Raw genomic sequence first — 19,339 nt, 5'->3', positions numbered from 1 at the left:
CGAAGGAGCGGGGCGGACGCTTCGGCGTCCGCCCCGCTCCTGTCCGTGCCCCCGTGGCGCGGGCTACTCGGTCGGGCCGCCCTTGCCGATGCGGTCGTACACGGCGGGCTGCGTCGAGCGCAGCACCAGGCCCCAGCCCGCGCCGAGCACGACGGCGACGCCGACCAGGCCCGGCAGGATGTAGCGCAGCGGCGAGTCCGCTTCGGCGCCCAGCATCGCGTCGGAGTTCACGATCGTCAGGACGGTGATCGCACCGAGGGCGAGGGTGGCCAGGACCGGGGCGATGGTGCGCTGCCACAGCGTCTCGGTGCCGGAGTGCCGGTTCAGGTAGGCCAGCACGGCCACCGACGTGGCGACCATGAGCACGAGCAGGCCGACCGCGGACACGTACGACAGCCAGGTGAACAGTTCCAGCACCGGGTCGCGCCCCAGGGCGGCGAACACGGCCACGACGATCACGGCCAGGACGGTCTGCAGCAGCGAGCCGACGTACGGCGCGGAGGTGCGGCGGCCGGTGCGGGCCAGCACGGCGGGCAGCACCTTCTCGCGTCCGGCGGCGAACAGGTACCGGGCGACGGTGTTGTGGAACGACAGCAGCGCGGCGAACACGCTGGTGAGCAGGAGCAGGTTGGCGATGTTGGCGACGGTGTCGCCGAAGTGCGCGGCCATCAGCGAGAACGGCAGCCCGGCCGCCGGGTCCTGGGCCTGGGCGACGACGTTGGAAGGGCCAGCGCCGACGGTCAGCGCCCACGCCGACAGCGCGTACAGCACACCGGTGATGGCGATGGCCGCGTACAGGGCGCGGGCCACCGTGCGGCGGGGGTCCTTGGCCTCCTCGGCGTAGTCGCCGGCGCTTTCGAAGCCAGCGAACGCGGCCACGGTGAAGGCGAGCACGCCGCCGATGGCGGGGCCGAACAGGTTGGCCGGGTCGAGCCCGTCGAAGGTGACGGTGCCACCGGCGGGGTTGGCGAACGAGCCGAGGTCGAACAGCACGACGGCGGCGACCTCGGCGATGAGCAGCACCGCGAGGACCTTGGCGTTGAGGTCGACGCGCAGCAGGCCCAGGATCGCGACGAGGGCGAGCGCGGCCAGTGACCATACCCACCAGGCCAGGTCGGGGCCGCCGTTGGCGGCGACGAAGCCGCCCATCGCGGCGCCGAACAGGCCGTAGAGGCCGATCTGGATAGTGTTGTATGCCAACAGGGCCACGAACGAGGCGCCGACCCCCAGCGCCCCGCCGAGTCCCTGGGACACGTACGCGTAGAACACGCCGGCGTTGACGACGTGGCGGCTCATCGCGGCGTAGCCGACGGCGAACAGTGCCAGCGCGGCGGCGACGATCGGGAACGCCAGCGGCACGCCGACCGAGCCGGTGACGGCGAACGTGGCGACGACCCCGCCGGCGAGCACGGTCATCGGCGCGCTGGCCGAGACGGTGAAGAAGACCAGCGAGCTGGTGCTCAGGCGGCGGCGGGCCAGGCCGAGGTCGGCGGGGGCGAGCATGGGCGGCAGGGGTGACGAGGCACCCGAGGGGATCGCGGCTCCCCGTGTCTGTTCTGAGGTGGTCATGATTCCTCTGATCCTGTTTCGGGGTGAACGGTCGGTGCATAGTAATGCGTGCAGGTACATGGATCAATACGAGTAACGCTTCGTTAATGTAGTTCGCTATTGTCTATGTCTGCGCAGTTGAACGGATCGTCGAAGTCCACTAGCCTTTCCAATTTGCACAGACGCGAGCATGCATCGCGGCATGCGTGAAGACCTCTCCCGCCGAGTAGTGATCATCTAGGAACCCCATGTCGACTTTCTCCGTCTCGGACAGGTTCGCCGTGGCCGACGAACTCTTTCTCATCGGCCATCACGAATACACCGGCAAACGGCACGCGGGCGACGAGGTGTTCGGTCTCGGCCTGGCAGCCGCCGTGCTGATCGAACTCGGCTGGCAGCGTGCCATCGCCCTGGACGAGGGCGCGGTGGTCATCCGCACCACCCCCACGTTCAGCGGCGACCCGGTCCTCGACCACGTGCTCGGCAAGGTCGCCGCGCAGGAACCCGTCACCCACGCCGCCGCTTCCTGGATCGACTACCTGCGCGAGGACCTGTACGTGCTGGTCGCCGAACGGCTCAAACGCCAGGGGATCATCGAGGAGGTCCAGCGCGGCGTGCTCAGCCGCCAGAACCGCCTGGTCGCGGTCAACCCGTTCGTCGCCGCCCGGCCCCGCTCGCTGATGCTCGGCGTGCTGCGCGACCCGCCCGGCCGCCGCCAGGCACCGGCCGACGCCCACTACGCGGTGCTGGCCGGACTGGTCGCGGGTATGGAGATGTGGGAGGCGATCCCGACGGTCGGACCCGACGAGGCGGCCGGCAACGCGGCACTGCTGCTCGACCGGATGCACCCCGCCGAGCAGGCCATCATCAAGGGCGTCGCGACGACCAAGGCAGCCCTGGCCCGGCGGGTGCGCCGCTGAACGTCACCGGGCCAGGCTGCGCTCAGCCTCGCCGAGCCAGTCCAGGTACCACTCGCCGAAGCCCACGGGCTGGTCGTCGTCGTTCTCCTCGGGGATCATGTCGGCCCAGTCGCAGCTGCCGTCGTACCAGATGCCGCCGCGGGCCGGTCCACTCACCACGAGCCAGTAGCGCAGGTTGCAGCCCTCGTGCACCAGGCAGATCGCGCCCGCGCTGAACTCCGGCCCGGCGACGATCTCCCGCATCCCGTCGCGCCACCGCTCGGCCGCCTCCTGGTAGGCGGCCGGGTCGGTGAAGTCCTGCTCCTGTGGTTCCTGCTCGTCGAGTGCGGCGAGCAGGTCCTCGAACGGCCGGTCGACCAGGAAGGGCTGGGCGAGCCGGGTGACGTCGGTCAGTTCGGCGCACTCGCCGTGCCACTGCCAGCCGGGGTCGGCTCGCCGGACCGGGTTGACCCCGCAGAACGGGCCCGCACCGCCCGCGCCGACCTCGGTCAGGAACCGCCGGTAGTCGTCGGGCAGCCGCACGCCGAGCCAGGTCTCCAGGTCCGCGAGCTCGTCGCCGCTGAGGGCGGGCGCGAGCGTGAACCCGTGCGTGTCCGCGCCGAACAGCCGCTCGGAGCCCGGCCGGGCGCGCAGGGCTTCGACGCGTTCGCGTACGCCGGTCCAGTCCGTGCCGCCCATCGCCGTCTCCCCACGGTCGCCTGATGGGTGGCATGGTAGATCGTCGGACCTGCTTCAGGTGCCGGTGCGGCGGGCCGCAGCCGCGAGCGTGCGGCTGCGCCGGGCCCACCAGGAGGCGAAGTAGCGGGCGGACAGGCCGTGGATGAGGATGCTGAGGCTGATCACGACCACGACGACGTCGGCGACCCAGTCGGCGTCCAGCCCGGACAGCTGCTCCAGCGCGATGATGCCCAGCACCATGCTGTCCAGCCCGCGCGGGCCCCAGAAACCCAGCGCCCACCGTTCGCGCCAGGGCAGGTGGCTGCCCACGAGCGACAGGGCCACCGGCAGCATCCGGATCAGGGTCAGTGACAGGAACGCGTACACGAAGACGCGCCACTCCAGGCCGTCCATGAACGCGGGCACGATCAGCGACCCGAAAACGAACCAGACCGCAGCCGACAGCACCAGCGCGGTGTCCGACACGGTCTGCAGCGAGCTGCGCGGCATGTGCGGCGCGGTCGCGCGGGCGGCCAGTCCGGCGACGAACGCGGCGACGAAGCCGTTGCCGTGCAGGACCTCGCCCATCGCGAACGCGGTGATGGCCAGGGCGAGCAGGCCGACGCGTTGTGCCTCCTCGGTGCACCATGCGCGGGTGCGGGCCACGGCGAGCAGTTTCGCGCCGCCGCTGCCGACGACCAGGCCGACGACCAGGGCGATGAGCAGTTCGAGCAGGACGCTTTCCAGGTCTTCGGTGCCGATGGCGCCTGCGAGCAGCAGTAGGACCAAGGGGGCGGCGAGGCCGTCGTCGAGGCCGCTGACGACGGTGATGGTGTGGCGCATGCCGGAGGGCAGGCGGTGGTCGTGCAGCAGCGGCAGGATGGGGGTGGAGTCGGTGGCGGCGAGTACGGCGGCGCAGATGGCGCAGACCCACCAGCCCGCGCCGGGTAGCAGCGGCACGCCGGCGGCGAAGCCGAGCAGCACGGTGAGCGGGAACGCGATGAACAGCATGCGCATGGGTACGCGGCCGGTCTCGCGCAGCCAGCGCATGCTGATGTCGGTGGCGTCGGTGAACAGGACCAGGGCGAGGGTTATCTCGATGAGGTGCCGGACGATGGGTCCGGTGACCTCGACGTTGACCAGGGGGTGGGTGCCGTTGGTGAGGATGAGGCCGGAGGCGGCCATGGCGATGGGCACGGTGACGCTGTAGCGCTGCGCCGGTCGGGCTAGCACGGCCCAGGTGACCAGCACCAGGCCGAGCATCAGGACGGCGAGCACGGGCGACTCCTCACCCTGCCCATTCTGGGGGATTTGTGCTGTTTTAGGGCGGGAAGTCGTGAGCCGGTCGCCGGGTCACCGGTCAGCGCCGCCCCGACGCCGCCGCCGCGCGCCGTCTCGTCGACGACCACGTCCTCGATCCAGGCCCGTGGCCCGGTCGGGATCGGGAACGTCACCAGCGTCAGCGCCCCGACGATCCGGCCGTCGACCCGGGCGACCAGCAGCAAGACGCCCTGCCAGGCCACCACCGCCGCCAGCGCCGCGTGGTCGAGGGGACCGGCCGACGGCGACAGCTGCGGGAGCAGCCGCCCGAAGGCCTCGACGAGTTCGTCGTCGACTTCATGTACGACCGCGACGTCCACTGCCATGGCAGCACTCTAACGAGCCGGCCGCAGTGGCACCGCTCGCCGTTAGTTCGGCTTTACAACGAACATTCATGGATGTCACCATGTCGGGCACGTGCCGACCGGCCAGGCCGGTCGCGATACGCCGAGGAGTCGCCTTGTCCCCGACGGCGGATGCCGCGCGCGTGGCCGCCGCCCGCGCAGGTGACCGGCATGCCCTGGAGTCACTGCTCGGCGACCACCTGCCGCTGGTGTACGCGGTGGTCCGCCGGGCGCTGGGGGCCGATCCCGACGTCGACGACGTGGTGCAGGAGACGATGCTGCGCGCGGTCCGGCACCTGCGTGGGCTGCGCGAGCCCGACGGGTTCAAGGCCTGGCTGGTGTCCATCGCGGTCAGCCAGATCCAGGAACGCGCGCGCCGCCTGGCCCGCCACCGCGCCCGCGCCGTCGCGCCGCTCGACCTCGGCGTCGCAGAGCCGCCCGACCCGGACGCCGACGTCGCCGCGCTGGCCGAGGACCGCGTCGACGTCGACCGTGAGCTGCGCCTGATCGCCCAGGCGACCGGGTTCCTGAACGCCGCCGAGCGGCAGACCCTGGCGCTGTGGTCGCAGGAGGTCGCCGGGACGATGACCCGCGCTGAGGTCGCGGCCGCGCTGTCGCTGAGCCCTGCGCACACCGCCGTTCGGGTGCAGCGGATGCGGGCGCGGCTCGACCTGGCGCTGACCGTGCTGCGCGCGCTGCGGTCCGCGCCGCGCTGCGCCGGGCTGGGCGAGGTCGCGGCGTCATGGGACGCCGGTGCCGAGCCGCGCTGGCTCAAACGCCTCGGCCGTCACGTCGCCGACTGTGAGGCCTGCCTGCTGGCGGGTCGCCGTGGCGTTCCCGCCGCACGGGTGCTGGCCCTGCCGTGGCTGCTGCAGGTCCCCGCCGTGCTCACCGAGGGACTGCCCGCGCTGGTCGGGGCCGGCTCCGCCGGAGCGGGCGGGGCGGCATCGGGCGGCGTCGCGGCGCTGGTCGCGGACGCGGTACGACGCGTCGCCGGATACCTCAACGTGAAGATCGTCGGCACCGCGGGGGTGGGGGTCGCCGCGGCCACCGCGGCGGTGCTGGCCGTCACCGCGACCGCGCCACCGGCCTCCCCGCCGACACCGCCCGCCCCGCCGCCGCAGGCCGCACCCGCGACCACGCCGAGCGGCACGGCCCCGACACCGGCGGGCAGCCCGTCCCCGTCGCCGCCCGCGGCTGCCCGCCACGTCGTGACGGCGCAGGGCGTGACCAGCGCGGACCTCTATGTCGCGGTCGACGGCGACGACTCCGGGCCCGGCAGCGCCGCCCGGCCGTACGCGACCCTGGCCAGGGCCGTGGACGTGGTGCAGCCGGGGCAGGTCATCGCGCTGCGCGCGGGCACACACCGCCCGGCCGCGACCATCGCGATCACCACCAGCGGCCTCGCGGCCCGGCGGATCACGCTCAGCAACCTGGTCGGGGAACGGCCCGTCGTCGACGGCTCGGCCCTGCCCGGCGGCCAGTGGCTGATCAACCAGACCGGCGGGTACTGGACCGTGCAGGGCCTGGAGCTGCGCAACGCGCCCAGCCACGCCTACGTGTGCCGGAGCTGCCACGACAACGTGTTCCGCAGGCTGTCGATGCACGACAACGGCGACACCGCGCTGACCCTGCGCGACGCGGGCACGCGGGGCAACCAGGTCCTCGACAGCGACTTCGCCCGCAACCACGACACCGCCGACCGTGGCGGCAGCGCCGACGGCCTGGCGATCAAGAACGGCGGCGGGCCGGGCAACGTCGTACGCGGCAACCGCTTCGCCGAGAACTCCGGCGACGGCCTGGACCTGAGCAACTTCACCGACCCGGTGACCGTCGTCGGCAACTGGGCCTACGGCAACGGCCACAACCGGTGGAACATCGCCGCGTTCAACGGCCCCGGCAACGGCGTCAAACTCGGCGGCGGCTCGCCCGCCCCGGCCGTGGCCCACGTCGTGGTCGACAACGCGTCCTGGGACAACGCGGGCTACGGCTTCACCGAGGCCGGCAACCCCGGTCGGCTGACCGTCACCAACAACACCGCCTACCGCAACGGCGGCACCGGGTTCGCGTTCGTGTACTCCCAGGCGCGGCTGCGCCGCAACGTGGCCTTGGCCAACGGCCGTGACGTCCAGGTCGGCGGCGGCGTCGACGACGCGGGCAACTCCTGGGGCCAGGACGGCTGGGCGACCACGGTGCTGCGCAGCGGCGACCCGGCCACCGCCCGCGGCGAACGCGCCCCGACCGGGCAGCTGCCGAGCACGACGTTCCTGCTCAACCGCAAGGACAAGACGATGGGCGCGTCGATGACCGCAGGGGCTGCGGCCCCGCCGCCCGCCTGAACCGCCCCACCGGTGTCGAGCCCGTCGACCTAGGGGCGGCAGATGCCGACGAGGCTGCCGGTGGCGCGGTAGAAGGCGTGGCCCTGGACGAGGGCGGACACGTTGTCGCCCACCCCGGCGACGGCCACCCTGGCTTTTTCGATCATGGGGCGAAGCCCACCCGGCTCAGCCCACCCGGCACGGCCTGCGAGCTGCTCATTGCACCAGGAAGGCCGCAGGTATGCGCTGGAGGTGCGCGGACTTTGTCGGCACGGGCGAGAAAAGTCTCGTCCGTTCTTGTTATCGCGCCCGGCCCGCCGCCGTCTCCATATCGACACAGGGGCCGATCCGGCCCGCGCCGTGGGTGCGCCACGCGACGCGACGCCGGTGGCCCGACCGTTCGACAAGGAGGAACAGCGGTGCCAGGAAGACTGACAAGAGCGAGGCTGTGGCTGGCCGTGGCGCTCGCGATCGCCGCGCCGGGCGCAGCGTTGGCGGTGGCCGCGTCGCCCGCCCAGGCCGCACCGGCGACCGGTGTGGCGTACCAGCTGGTGGTGACCAAGAGCGGCAAGTGCATCGACGTGCCCGGTGCGTCCAGTGCCAACGGGGCGCTGTTGCAGCAGTGGGGCTGCACCGCGAACTCGCCGTGGCAGCAGTTCCGCCTGACGGCGGTGGGCTCCAACTATCAGCTGGTCAACGTGAGCAGCGGCAGGTGTGTGGACGTGCCCGGCTGGTCCACGGCCTCGGGGGTGCAGTTGCAGCAGTACGGGTGCGTGTCCAGCCAGGCCAACCAGCAGTGGCGCCTGGTGGCCAGTGGCAGCAACACCTACCAGGTCATCAGCGTGCACTCGGGGCTGTGCGTCAGCCTCAAGGACGCGTCCACGGCCAACGGCGCGCAGATCATCCAGGAGACCTGCACGGCCAACACCAACAAGCAGTGGGCGTTCACCGGCGTCGACAGCGGCACCGGCGCGACCGTCGCCGCCGACGGCACCGGCCGGTACACCACCGTGCAGGCCGCCGTCGACGCCGTGCCCGCCAACAGCACCACCCGCCAGGTCATCACCATCAAGGCGGGCACCTACCGGGAGATCGTCACCATCGCGTCCAACAAGCCCAACATCACCCTGCAGGGCCTGGGCGGCTCGGCGAGCAGCACCGTCATCGTCAACAACCACAGCTCCGCCGGGGGATGGGGCACCTCCGGCAGCGCCACCCTGTTCGTCAACGGCCGCGACTTCCGCGCGGTGAACCTGACCGTCGCCAACGATTACGGCGAGGGCAGCCAGGCCGTGGCCGCGAACCTCAACGGCGACCGGGCCGTGTTCGACAACGTCCGGTTCCTCGGCAACCAGGACACGCTGCTGCTCAACAACCACCGCGCCTACATCGTGAACTCCTACGTCGAGGGGACCGTCGACTTCATCTTCGGTAGCGGCACGGCGGTGTTCAACGCCAGCACCATCCACGAGAAGCGCACCAGCGGCGGCCCGATCACCGCGGCCCGCACCGACCCGGGCGTCGCGTACGGCATCCTGATCTACCGCTGCACGATCACCGGCGCGGCCAGTGGCGTCACCCAGCTCGGCCGCCCCTGGGGCCCGGCCGCGCAGGTGCTGTTCCGCGAATCGAACCTGTCGGCGACGATCCGCACCGCCCAGCCGTGGACCGACATGTCCGGCAACACGTGGCAGAACGCGCGCTTCCTCGAATACCGCAACACCGGCTCCGGCGCGGGCACCGGGAGCAACCGGCCGCAGCTGTCCGACGCCGCCGCACCGAACTACACCCCGCAGAAGTATCTGGCCGGCACCGACGGCTGGAACCCGGTCGGCTGACCCCCCTCTAGGAGACGAACAATGAACACGATCAGAACCCTGCGATACGCCGCCGCGGCGCTCGCCGCGACGATGCTGGCCGCCCTCGTCGGCCTGCCGTCCGCCCCGGCCCAGGCCGCACCGGCGACCGGTGTGGCGTACCAGCTGGTGGTCGCCAAGAGCGGCAAGTGCATCGACGTGCCCGGCGCGTCCAGTGCCAACGGGGCGCTGCTGCAGCAGTGGGGCTGCACCGCGAACTCGCCGTGGCAGCAGTTCCGCCTGACCGCCGTCGGCTCGAACTACCAGCTGGTCAACGTCAGCAGCGGCAGGTGCGTCGACATTCCCGGCTGGTCCACGGCCTCCGGGGTGCAGTTGCAGCAGTACGGGTGCGTGTCCAGCCAGGCCAACCAGCAGTGGCGGCTGGTCGCCAGCGGCACGAACACGTACCAGATCATCAGCGTGCACTCGGGGCTGTGCGTCAGCCTCAAGGACGCCTCGACCGCCAACGGCGCGCAGATCATCCAGGAGACCTGCACCGCCAACACCAACAAGCAGTGGGCGTTCACCGGCGTCGGCGGGCGCACCTGGTCCAGCAGTCCGGACGGGTTCGCCTCGACCGGCGGCGGCACCACCGGCGGCGCGGCCGGGGCGACCGTCACCGTCAGCACGTTCGCCGACCTGCAGCGCTACGTGACCGCGGCCGAGCCGTACGTCATCCGGGTCAGCGGCGCGATCACCGTCACGCCCAAGGGCACCGAGCTGCGGGTCGCCTCGAACAAGACGATCGTCGGCGTCGGCACCTCCGGCCACATCGTCGGCGGCGGTTTCTTCCTCGGCACCGGCGTGCGCAACGTCATCATCCGCAACCTGACCATCCGCGACACGCAGATGGCCGACGACGACCCCGACGACAAGGTCTACGACTACGACGGCATCCAGATGGACACCGCCGACCACGTCTGGATCGACCACAACACCATCACGCGGATGAACGACGGCCTGATCGACAGCCGCAAGGACACCAGCTACCTGACGATCTCCTGGAACGTGCTGGCCAGCAACAACAAGGCTTTCGGCATCGGCTGGACCGACAACGTCACCGCGCGGATGACGATCCACCACAACTGGATCAAGGACACCAACCAGCGCAACCCCAGCACCGACAACGTGGCCTACGCCCACCTGTACAACAACTACCTGAGCAACGTCGCCTCGTACGGCAACTACGCCCGCGGCGCGACGAAGATGGTGCTGGAGAACAGCTACTTCGAGAACGTGAAGGACCCGTACTACCCGGACGCGACCGCGCAACTGCGCCAGAGCGGCAGCATCTGCGTCAGCTGCACCGGCAAGCAGCAGACCCTCGGGTCGGCGTTCACGCCGGGCAGCTTCTACGCCTACACCCTCGACGCGGCAGCCGACGTGCCCACCCTGCTCCGCACGTACGCGGGGCCGCAGGCCAACATCGGCTGACCCGTCCAGGACCGGTCGGCGCCGTCCGGGCGACGCCGACCGGTCCACCGCGTACCAGGCCGTGATCAGCGGGTGCGTCGCCACATGGTCAGGGTGTCCGGCCCGCTGCGGCACGCGGCCACCCGCGGCGAGAACTTGCAGCGGTCCGCGGGCACGGGCAGCTGTGCCATGTCGAGGCCGTCGGGGGTCAGCCAGGCGACCTGCCCCGGCCCGGTGCCGATGTTGCGGGCGAGCACCGTCGTCGACGCCGTGGAGACCAGGTACACGTCCCATCCGGTGACGTCGAACAGCGGGCTGGCGGTCGCCGGGTCGAGCAGCGCGATGGCAGGGAGCCCGGTCGGGCCCGGCTCGGGGCTGCCGACGATCAGACCGGCCGGTGTCGGCATGCCGAAGCTGCCTGCGGGGAAGCGCTGACGGACGAGGCCGGTGGCCTTGTCCACGATCTCCATCGGGCTGGTCGTCGGCTGCAGGTCCACCGGCTGCGACGTCGCGCACCAGAACGCGCCGCAGTCGCTGCGCTGCACGAGCGGGGCTGTCGACAGGATCGGCGACAGGTCGGCGGTGGAGTACAGGGCCGTGGTGTTCTGCTCACCGCGCCTGGTCTCGACGATCAGCCTGCCGTCGAAGGCGACCAGATCGACCGGCACGGCCCCGGCCAGGTCAAGGCGCTGGCGGCGGAGCACCCGCCCGTCCCGCAGGTCACGCTCGGCCAGCTCGCCGGTGGCCTGCAGCGTCCAGACCCGCATCGGTTCCCGGTCCGGGAGCATGGTCGAGTAGTCGATCGCGGGCAGGACCTGCTGCGCGCTCCAGCGGGGCTGGCCGGTGCGCACGTCGCGGACGACGACCTGGGTGGAGCCGCGGTCCTGGTCGGTCGACCACATCGCGACCGCCACCTCGCCGTACGGGGACAGCATCTCCTCGGCCTGCCACAGCACCGCTCCGGTGTCCACGTCGACGGCGTAGGTGCTGCGGCGGCCGGTCTCCCGGTCCTCCATCTCCGTCACCATCAGGCCGGGCACCGTGGGCGTGGAATTCATGCTCGTGCCCCTGGTGCCCGGCAGGGCGATGTCCCAGCGGCGGGTGCCGTCGGCGAGGCTGTAGGCGGCGAGGCGGTCGGCGTCGCGTACCAGCAGCATGTCGTTCTGGATCTGGAAGTCGCCGGCTGGACTGAACGCGATGGTGGCGAGCTCCTCCAGTTGGCGTCCCCGTGCAGCGCCGCCCAGCGCGAACATCATGGCCACGGCGACGGCCCCGGCCAGCGGCCGCAGCAGGCGACGTGTGCTCGGCCGTTCGGTAGCGGGGTGCGGCTCGCGCCAGCCCACCCCGAGGTCGATGACCGCGACCGTGCCGGTCGTCGAGTACCCGTCCACCGTCAGCGCTCCCTGCTGTCCGGGCCGCTCTCGGGTGAGACGGCACCGCGTGGTGGAACGCGCCGGGCGGCAGCGACGGTTGTCACTGCCGCCGACCCGGTGCCGACGGGACCACGTGAGCTGCACCGACGTCCTGTGCCACGGCGCGCCGCTGCCCGGCGACGGCCACGTCCATCCGGTCAGGTCGGCGATCGTGGCCCACCGGTGGTTGCCGCCGGAGGTGTACTGTCGACAACAGGAGACTTGGAAACCGATGGTGATAAATACCATGTGGTGAAATTGGGTCTTCCCAACTGATCGGTCAGTCAGTCAGACTCTTTGGCGTGACGCATGACGTGATCATCATCGGCGGTGGGCACAACGGCCTGGTCGCCGCGGCGTACCTCGCGCGCGCCGGGCGGCGGGTGGTGGTGCTGGAACGCCGCGACACCGTCGGCGGGGCCGCGGTGTCCGAGCGCCCGTTCGGCCCCGACTTCCTGGTGACCTCCCTGTCGTATGTGGTGAGCCTGCTCCCGCCCGACATGGTGGCCGACCTGCGCCTGGCCGAGCACGGCTACCACGTGTACGAGCAGGGTCCCTACTTCGCGCCCCGCCGCGACGGACGCCACCTGCACCTGGTCAGCGATCCGCAGCGCCGCAGGGAGGAGATCGGCAAGTTCTCCAAGGCCGACGCCGACGCCTACGAGCGCTGGGAGACGTGGCTGGGCGGCCTCGGCGCGAAGGTCGGGCCGCTGCTGGACGCGATCCCGCCGAAGCTGGGCAGCAGACGCCCCGGCGACCTGCTCGGCCAGGCGTCACTGCTCAAGACGCTGCGCAACGTCGACGTACGGGCCGCGTTCGACCTGACCCGGCTGTTCACCGCCAGCGTCGCCGACCTGGTCGAGGACCGGTTCGAGTCCGACGCGATGCGGGGCCTGCTGTCGGTGTCGGGCGTCATCGGCACCTGGGGCGGCCCGCGCAGCGCCGGGACCGCGTTCGTCACCCTGCACCACCACCTGGACCAGACCGGCGGGCAGTCCGCGGCGTGGGGATTCCCGCGCGGCGGCATGGGCGGGGTCACCGCCGCGATGGCCGCCTCGGCACGCGCATTCGGCGCGCAGATCCGCACCGGGGCGGCCGTGGCCCGCATCGACACCACCGGCGGCCGGGTCACCGGCGTCACCCTGGAATCCGGCGAGCAGCTCACCGCCCCGACGGTGATCACCACGGCGCATCCGACGATCTCGTTCCTGCGGCTGCTGGACCGCGCCGACCTGCCGGGCGACTTCGTGGCCGACATCGAGTCGTGGCAGTCCCGCTCCGGCACGGTGAAGGTCAACTTCGCGGTGGACCGGCTGCCGAGCTTCGCCAGCCACCCCGAACACGACCCCGCGGTGTACGGCGGCACGATCGTGCTGTCGGAGTCCCTCGACGACGTCGAGACCGCCTTCCAGGAGGCCGCGTCCGGCCGGGCGGCGACGCTGCCGTTCGCCGACGTGTGCATCCCGTCGGTGTTCGACCCGACCCTGGCCCCCGACGGCAAACACGTGATCAGCATGTTCACCCAGTGGGTGCCGCACACCTGGGCCGCGCAGCCGCACACCGCCGAACTCGGCGCCTACGCCGACCGCCTCACCGCACGCATGGAGGCGGTCGCGCCCGGCTTCACCGACTCGGTCATCGGCCGCCAGATCATCGGCCCGCACCAGATGGAGCACGAGTACGGCCTCATCGGCGGCAACATCTTCCACGGCGAGCTGACCCCGGGACAGATGTTCCACTGCCGCCCTGCGGCCGGCTACGCGGATCTGCGTACCCCGATCAAGGGCCTCTACCAGGCCGGCTCCGCCACTCACGGGGGTGGCGGAGTCACCGGCATCCCGGGCCGCAACGTGGTGCGGCAGGTGTTGCGCGACACCGGCCGCAAGGTGCGGCGATGACCGCCGCGCCGCTGCCCGCCGACGGGCTCGACGCCGCGCTACGCCCGTTCGGGACCTCGCGGATGCTGCCCGCGCAGGCCTACACCGACCCGGCGGTGCTGGCCTGGGAGCGACGGCACCTGTTCGCCGGGTCGTGGACATGCCTGGGGCGGCGCACCCAGCTGGCCGAGCACGGCAACCAGCACGCCGTGACCGTCGGCGACGTCGCCGTCGTGGTCACGGTCACCGACGCGGGCGTACGCGCGTTCGCGAACGTGTGCCGCCACCGCGGCCACGAGCTGCTGTCCGCCGGTGGCGTGTGCGAGCGCCGCGCGCTGGTGTGCCCGTACCACGGATGGTCCTATGACCTAGACGGCGCGCTGCGCAGCGCACCGCGGATGCCCGACGACTTCCCCGCCAGGCAGTTCGGGCTCGCCGAGCTGCCCGCGGTCGACTGGCACGGGTGGGTGTTCGTCAACGCCAGCGGCACCGCGATGCCGTTCGAGGAGCACCTGGGCGGCCTGGACCGCCTCGTGGCGCCGTACGCGCCGGGCAAGCTGACGGTCAAGGCCGTGCACCGCTACGAGGTCGCGGCGAACTGGAAGGTCATCGCCGAGAACTACCACGAGTGCTACCACTGCCCGCTGATCCACCCGGAGCTGTGCGCGGTCACCCCGCCCAACTCCGGCGACAACTGGCATGAGCCCGGCCACTGGCTCGGCGGTTCGATGGAGCTGCGCGAGCACGCCGAGACGATGTCGCTCGATGGGCGCTCGCGCGGCGTGATGCTCGACGGCGCCGACCCGCGCACGGTGCGCTACCTCGGGGTGTTCCCGAACGTCCTGCTGTCGCTGCACCCCGATTACGTGATGGCACACCGGATGACCCCGGTCGCGGTGGACCGGACCCAGGTCGAGTGCCTGTGGCTGTTCGACGACACGGTCACCGACCCGTCGTACGCGGTCGACTTCTGGGACGTCACGAACCGGCAGGACTGGGCGGCGTGCGAGTCGGTGCAGCGCGGGCTCGCCTCGCCGCACTACACGGCCGGGCCGCTCGCGCCGAACGAGACCGCGATCTACGACTGGGTGACGCTGCTGGCGCGGGCGTACCGCGACCCGGCGGGGGTGCTGGGGCGGTAACCCGGCCGAGAGCCGCATGATATTCAAAACTGGAAATGTGTACGCTGACCGCCCGCCTCGCGGGACCGGCCGACAGCGCCCGGTGTGCGGTCGCTGCCGGCCGGCTACCCCGCCGAGGCCACCTTGCAGGTGCTCAGGATCTGCACGGTGGCGGGATCGAAGCTGTACCGGCGGGGCTTGTCCGCGATGAACTCGTCGCGCACCTCGAACGTGCCCGCCTCGACGAAGGCGGCGCCGACCGGGATGACCGCGCAGGGCACCGGGGACTGCCTGCTGCGCAGGCCCTCGACGCTGCGCAGGAACAGCAGGTCGTCGTCCTGGTCGAGCACGATCTGGTGGCGGCCGTCGGGAGAGGTGGCCAGAACCCGCTCGTCGGGTGCCGACACGGCGGAGCCGACCGTCATCGCCAGGCCGACCAGCCCCAGCACGGCGGTGAAACAGGTCCAGAGCAGCCAGCTGCGGTCGCGGGGATGGTCCGACCATCGCGGGCCGTGTCCTCGCCAGCGCAGGTGCAGCAGGTAGACGCCGAACGGCAGCGCCACCCAGATCATGGGCGCGTGATCCAGCCAGCGGTCGAGCACGACCAGCCGCCACGGATTCCAGGACCCGACGACGCCGACCACGGCCAGCGTCGCCGTGGTGACGAACAACGTCCATGCGACCCGCCTGTGCGTGGCGCTGACGGGTGTGGCGGTGTCGGATGAAGTCACGCGGGAGAGTATCAGCGCAGGTGGGCCCTGGTGTCTGCCCCGCGTCGCGGGTTCGGGCGTTATACGGCCGGCTTCCCGGAAGATCACGAACCGGCACGGGCGCAGAGCCGGTGGTGTGGTTGATCCGGTTTCGGCAGGTGTGCTCGGGCGTCGGTCCGGGTAGTCGATCACCACGGGCAACGGCCGACGGCAGGAGGACGCGAAGATGACGACCCTGGGTGTACGCCCCGCGGTGTCACTGTGGATCGGCGGCGCGATGGTCGCCGCCCTGAGCGCCTGCGACCCGCAACCGGCCACCGCGCCGACAGCCGCACCCAGCCCGGCCCCCGCGAGCACGGCGGCGTCGCCCAGCCCGTCCACCATCGCCTCGGCCGCGCCGTCGCCGGTCGGCGAGGTCCCGAAACCCGACCAGGCGTTCCTGCTCCAGGCCGTCGACCGGGTCGAGGACCCGGTCCTCACCGTCACCGCCAGCGGACGCATCGGCACCTACCCCGGCGGAGCTGACACCGGCGAGCGGGAGCAGTTCGTGCTCGCTCCGCTGTCGCCGGGGGCGACGACGTACCTGCTGAAGACCGCCCGACTGCGTACAGGCGGTGAGCCGCTGTGCATCAGCGTCGACGGAGCGGTGCCGCACGCCGCCGCGTGCGACGCCGCCGACCGGGACCAGAAGGTCACCCTCGTCGCGTCGCCCGGCATGGAAGGCGCACGCGGCGCGGACTTCGAACTCGTCATCGGCGACCGCAACGTCGAGGTCGACGCCGCAGGCAAGGTGTCGCTGCGCGAGCGGGTCGGGCCGGCGCAGACCGCGTTCCGGTTCGTGCTCGCCGGTCCCGGCGGCCAGTAGCCGTAGCCGTCAGGTGACCTGAGGCCACCACGACCCCCGCTGGGTTCGCCGAACGGGCAGCGCGGCTGAGTTCCGTTCCGGGCTCGGAGGGCAGTGCCTATTGGACTGTCAGGGGCAGCGGATCTTGATCTGTTCCTATAACCTCCCCGACGTCTTTGATCCCACGGGGGAGGAGTTCCATGTCTCGGGTTCTTCGATCGCTGGCCGCCGCCGCAGTCGGCCTGGCGGCGTTCACGGTTGCCTCGCCGGCGCACGCCGAACCGGCCACCACGGTGCTGCAGTCGGCGCACGTGCAGTTCCTCGCGGACGACACCCATCCCGGTGACCTGCTGGTGGACGTCTCGAGTCGCGACGGTGTGACCACACTGGACGTCGAGTGGCACAGCCAGACCTGCCAGACCACAGACGACACCTGGAGCTGTGACTACGTCTGGCGCGGCGCGTTCGGCGTGACGCCGACGGTCTTCGACTTCTCGCTGAGGTCGACGACGGTCGTCGCCGTGGTCACCTACCGCGAGACCCACTACACCTGCTCCTTCGACGGGGAGCAGGAGTCGTGCACGGACCGCGTCGACGCCGGGACGGCCACGACGGACCTTTCCGTCACCTGGACGGCGACGGAGCGGGCGACCACGTCGATCTACCGGGATGACAACGGTGTGCTCTGCATCGACCGGGTCAACCGCGCGCCGGCGACGGGTTCGGCGTTCGGTGAGACCTTCGTCGGGCGCGAGCAGATCAGCGCACTGTCGCAGAACCGGCGTATCGGCTAGCGGGCAGGTACGGCCAGGGCCGCCCTTTCCGGGCGGCCCTGGCCGTGTGCATGTGGCTCTGTCAGTTCACTTTGCGGCCGACGCTGTCGCGGACCATCGCCGACCATTGCGCATCGGCGTCGATGTCGGCCCTGCGCGGCTCGGTGAGCACGACGACGTTGCCGTCGGGGTCGGTCAGGGTCAGGTCGTCGCTGCGCCACGGCGTGGGGGCGGGGCCCTGCGCGGTGCCGCCGCCGGCGGTGGCCAGGTCCGCGGCGCGCTGTCGCAGGTCGTCGCCGCCGGCTGCCATGGTGATCCGTCCGCCGCCGGTCGGGACGCCTCGGGCGGGCACGAGCAGGATGTCCTGGAAACGCTGGCGGCGCAGGTGGACCAGGGCCGTCGCCCCGCCGGGGCCGGGCATGGCGGCGAGGACCACGAACCCGGCGGCCTCGTACCACCTGGTAGTGGTGGCCAGGTCGGCGGCTTCGAACTTCACGAACGCCGGCATCGGGTAGATGTCGCGGTCGATGCCGGGCGCGCTACGGAGAACGGGTTCCATGGGGACCTCATCACGGTCGGGGAAACGGACACGTGCGAGGTTGCCGCCTGCCGTCGGGTGAGGGTCAAGCGGCTTACGGCAGGGCGCTGTGTGAGCCCTTGTCCTGGTACAGGGCGTCGTCGGCGATCTGGAACGCGGACCGGGCGTCACCTGCCAGGTCGGCCCAGCCGACGCTGATCCCGACCGGGGTGCCGGGGATGACCGTGGCCCAGTCCTCGGCGGCCACGGCGGCGCGGATGCGTTCGCCGATGTCGACCGCCTCGGCCATCGTGGTGCGGGGCAGGACGACCACGAACTCGTCTCCGCCGTGGCGGGCGGCGAAGTCGCCGTGGCGGACCGTACGGGCCAGCACCCCGGCGACGCGCTGCAGCACGACGTCGCCGCAGGCGTGGCCGTGGGTGTCGTTGACCGCTTTGAACCCGTCGAGGTCGAGCACCCCGACGACCGCGTCGACGTGGCGGCGGGCGAGGCTGGCCGTGAACCGTTCGGTCCGGCGGCGGTTCGGCAGTCCCGTCAGCGGATCGGTGGTCGCCTGGCAGGCGTAGTGCGCGGCGATACGCCGCAGCCGGTCCTGGTCCAGGCGGGCGCTCATGCCGCTGGCGAGCAGGCTGCGCAGTTGCTCCTCCTCAGCGGTGACCACGCGCAGCACGTCGCGTTCGACGGCGAGCGCGGCGGCGTGTTCGCCGCGCTGGGACAGGGCGATCGAGCGCAGGCGTACGGGTTCGGCCAGGCCGATGGCGTCGATGGCCTGCGGGATGTCGTCGAGCAGGGCGATGGCTTTGTCGGGTTCGCGGGCGGCGATGGCGTCGCAGACTTCGGCGAGGGTGTTGACGTCGGCGAGGATCGGGTCGATGCCGTCGTCGCGGTCGATGTCCAGGTCGGTCGGCTGGCCGAGGGCGGCGAGGCGTTTGACGCCGTAGCGCAGCAGGACCCGCTGCATGACGGCGAGGTCGCCGACGATGGGCCGGCAGTAGGCGACCAGGGCGGTGAGGTCGTTGACGCAGGCGGTGGTGTCGCCGCGCTGGTCGAGGTGCACTGCCGCGCCCACATAGCTGATCATGGCGGTGCCGTAGGCGCGGGGCAGGCCGGTTTCGGCGCACAGCAGCCGGCAGTGCCGGGCGGTGGCCAGCGCTTCGGTGAAGTAGCCGAGTTGGGCGTAGATGGCCGACAGGTCGTGCCAGGCGTCGACGGCGGCGAGGCTGTGTTCGGTCATGCGGCGCAGGCTGCGTTCGGCGGTCGCCAGGTGCATCAGTGCCAGGGCGGGGGAGCCGCGTTCGAAGGCGACGGCTCCGGCGACGCTGTGGAAGACGCCGATCAGGCGCGGGTCGTCGGCGCGGCGCAGGACGTCGCTGATCTCGTCGACGAGCGAGGTCAGGGCTGTGGTGAGCCCGAGGTTGTAGAGGGCGGCGGCGCGTTCGATGAGAGCCTGGGCGGTGCGGCGGATGTCGTCGGACTCGGCGATGACGCGGTCGGCCAGGGGCAGCGCCTCGATCGAACGGCCTGCGCAGGTCAGGTCGCGGAAGGACAGCCACTCGTCTGCTAGTTCGCGTTCCGCCGTGAGCTGGACCACCCGATCGACTGTACTCAGCATCCGGGGCTGTGACCTGGGGCGGCACGGCTAACGGGTGACCAGCCTGGGCTTTCGGCCACTATCGACCCTATTCTCC

General features: G+C 71.6%; 16 protein-coding genes. 8 read left to right on the top strand and 8 right to left on the bottom strand.

Annotated features, from left to right (window positions below; translation table 11 throughout):
* Nucleotides 1-63 precede the first annotated feature (63 nt).
* A complete protein-coding gene (locus tag HAV40_RS11640) occupies nt 64-1,569 on the bottom strand; it encodes an APC family permease (protein WP_239086796.1) in 1,506 nt (501 codons plus the stop codon).
* A gap of 227 nt (nt 1,570-1,796) precedes the next feature.
* On the opposite strand from HAV40_RS11640, the gene HAV40_RS11635 reads away from it, so the two are divergent.
* Nucleotides 1,797-2,468, top strand: coding sequence for a GOLPH3/VPS74 family protein (locus HAV40_RS11635; protein ID WP_166380957.1), 672 nt, complete (start codon nt 1,797-1,799; stop codon nt 2,466-2,468).
* Between the two features lie 3 nt (nt 2,469-2,471).
* Here the strand turns inward: HAV40_RS11635 and HAV40_RS11630 are convergent, their stop codons facing one another.
* From HAV40_RS11630 to HAV40_RS11620, 3 genes are read right to left on the bottom strand one after another with little or no spacing between them, the layout of a single operon-like run.
* On the bottom strand, nt 2,472-3,146 hold the full coding sequence (locus HAV40_RS11630; protein WP_166380956.1) for an SMI1/KNR4 family protein: 675 nt from the start codon (nt 3,144-3,146) through the stop codon (nt 2,472-2,474).
* Between the two features lie 54 nt (nt 3,147-3,200).
* Nucleotides 3,201-4,403: a cation:proton antiporter domain-containing protein gene (locus tag HAV40_RS11625; protein ID WP_166380955.1), complete on the bottom strand. Its 1,203-nt coding sequence runs from the start codon at nt 4,401-4,403 to the stop codon at nt 3,201-3,203.
* Nucleotides 4,388-4,771, bottom strand: a complete 384-nt coding sequence (locus HAV40_RS11620; protein ID WP_166380954.1) for a GNAT family N-acetyltransferase — start codon at nt 4,769-4,771, stop codon at nt 4,388-4,390. The genes HAV40_RS11625 and HAV40_RS11620 overlap by 16 nt, the downstream gene beginning before the upstream one ends.
* A 134-nt stretch (nt 4,772-4,905) precedes the next feature.
* Between HAV40_RS11620 and HAV40_RS11615 the strand changes: the two genes are divergently transcribed.
* The 3 genes from HAV40_RS11615 (at nt 4,906) to HAV40_RS11600 (ending at nt 10,397) form a co-directional block, all read left to right on the top strand.
* A complete protein-coding gene (locus tag HAV40_RS11615) occupies nt 4,906-7,128 on the top strand; it encodes a sigma-70 family RNA polymerase sigma factor (RefSeq protein WP_239086795.1) in 2,223 nt (740 codons plus the stop codon).
* A gap of 398 nt (nt 7,129-7,526) precedes the next feature.
* Nucleotides 7,527-8,945 carry a pectinesterase family protein gene (locus HAV40_RS11605; protein ID WP_166380953.1) on the top strand — a complete coding sequence of 473 codons (1,419 nt, stop codon included), beginning with the start codon at nt 7,527-7,529 and terminating at the stop codon, nt 8,943-8,945.
* 21 nt (nt 8,946-8,966) lie between these two features.
* Nucleotides 8,967-10,397: an RICIN domain-containing protein gene (locus tag HAV40_RS11600; RefSeq protein WP_166380952.1), complete on the top strand. Its 1,431-nt coding sequence runs from the start codon at nt 8,967-8,969 to the stop codon at nt 10,395-10,397.
* A 65-nt stretch (nt 10,398-10,462) separates the two neighbouring features.
* Here the strand turns inward: HAV40_RS11600 and HAV40_RS11595 are convergent, their stop codons facing one another.
* A complete protein-coding gene (locus HAV40_RS11595) occupies nt 10,463-11,767 on the bottom strand; it encodes an outer membrane protein assembly factor BamB family protein (RefSeq protein ID WP_166380951.1) in 1,305 nt (434 codons plus the stop codon).
* 323 nt (nt 11,768-12,090) lie between these two features.
* Here HAV40_RS11595 and HAV40_RS11590 point away from each other — a divergent pair, with 323 nt between their 5' ends.
* Together HAV40_RS11590 and HAV40_RS11585 are read left to right on the top strand one after the other, a co-directional pair.
* Nucleotides 12,091-13,686 (top strand): phytoene desaturase family protein, encoded by a 1,596-nt coding sequence (locus HAV40_RS11590; protein WP_166380950.1) that lies wholly within the window; start codon nt 12,091-12,093, stop codon nt 13,684-13,686.
* A complete protein-coding gene (locus tag HAV40_RS11585; protein WP_166380949.1) occupies nt 13,683-14,807 on the top strand; it encodes an aromatic ring-hydroxylating oxygenase subunit alpha in 1,125 nt (374 codons plus the stop codon). Before HAV40_RS11590 ends, HAV40_RS11585 begins: the two co-directional genes overlap by 4 nt.
* A 104-nt stretch (nt 14,808-14,911) precedes the next feature.
* On the opposite strand, the gene HAV40_RS11580 is transcribed toward HAV40_RS11585, so the two are convergent.
* Nucleotides 14,912-15,517, bottom strand: a complete 606-nt coding sequence (locus HAV40_RS11580) for a hypothetical protein (protein ID WP_166380948.1) — start codon at nt 15,515-15,517, stop codon at nt 14,912-14,914.
* A gap of 205 nt (nt 15,518-15,722) precedes the next feature.
* On the opposite strand from HAV40_RS11580, the gene HAV40_RS11575 reads away from it, so the two are divergent.
* Together HAV40_RS11575 and HAV40_RS11570 are read left to right on the top strand one after the other, a co-directional pair.
* Entirely contained in the window at nt 15,723-16,361 is a 639-nt protein-coding gene (locus tag HAV40_RS11575; RefSeq protein ID WP_166380947.1) for a hypothetical protein, read from the top strand.
* 179 nt (nt 16,362-16,540) lie between these two features.
* Entirely contained in the window at nt 16,541-17,134 is a 594-nt protein-coding gene (locus HAV40_RS11570) for a hypothetical protein (protein WP_166380946.1), read from the top strand.
* A gap of 61 nt (nt 17,135-17,195) precedes the next feature.
* On the opposite strand, the gene HAV40_RS11565 is transcribed toward HAV40_RS11570, so the two are convergent.
* Together HAV40_RS11565 and HAV40_RS11560 are read right to left on the bottom strand one after the other, a co-directional pair.
* Complete coding sequence (locus HAV40_RS11565) at nt 17,196-17,672, bottom strand: VOC family protein (RefSeq protein ID WP_166380945.1); 477 nt, start codon at nt 17,670-17,672, stop codon at nt 17,196-17,198.
* A 73-nt stretch (nt 17,673-17,745) separates the two neighbouring features.
* On the bottom strand, nt 17,746-19,242 hold the full coding sequence (locus HAV40_RS11560; protein ID WP_166380944.1) for a GGDEF domain-containing protein: 1,497 nt from the start codon (nt 19,240-19,242) through the stop codon (nt 17,746-17,748).
* Between the last annotated feature and the right edge of the window lie 97 nt (nt 19,243-19,339).

Source organism: Catellatospora methionotrophica (genome assembly GCF_011297335.1).
GTDB lineage: Bacteria > Actinomycetota > Actinomycetes > Mycobacteriales > Micromonosporaceae > Catellatospora > Catellatospora methionotrophica.
The sequence above is the reverse complement of the archived record's forward strand: the minus strand, read 5'-3'. Positions and strand labels throughout refer to the sequence as shown.